A 290-nucleotide genomic window follows, 5' to 3' on the forward strand; every position below is an offset into this window, starting at 1 on the left:
TCCCGGATGCCGACGGGGCCGTTTTTCAGCACCTCTTCCCAAAGGGCGCAAAGCTTCATTTCCGTGACGTTCCGCGGGGCGGTGTACGCCTGTCTGTCTGCCGCTCCGCCGGGAGCCGGCAGCGCGCGGCGGTCAAGCTTTCCGCTCGGCGTGACCGGCCACTCGGTCATCTCTATAAACTGAGCCGGCATCATGTAGGCCGGAAGGCGTGTTGCAAGCTCCGCCCGCACGTCATCGCTTTTTCGTCCTTCAATATAGGCGTAAAGTGCGGTTTCGCCGTGTTCGGTCCG

At 62.8% G+C, this 290-nt stretch carries 1 protein-coding gene; it reads right to left on the reverse strand.

Going from position 1 to position 290, the window contains the following annotated elements:
• A partial coding sequence (locus G9F48_RS19390; RefSeq protein WP_165409983.1) for a hypothetical protein occupies window positions 1–290 on the reverse strand: 290 nt, incomplete at both ends.

Origin of the sequence: Bacillus sp. EKM420B, assembly GCF_011065565.1 — a bacterium.
Taxonomy (GTDB): domain Bacteria; phylum Bacillota; class Bacilli; order Bacillales; family Bacillaceae; genus Bacillus; species Bacillus velezensis.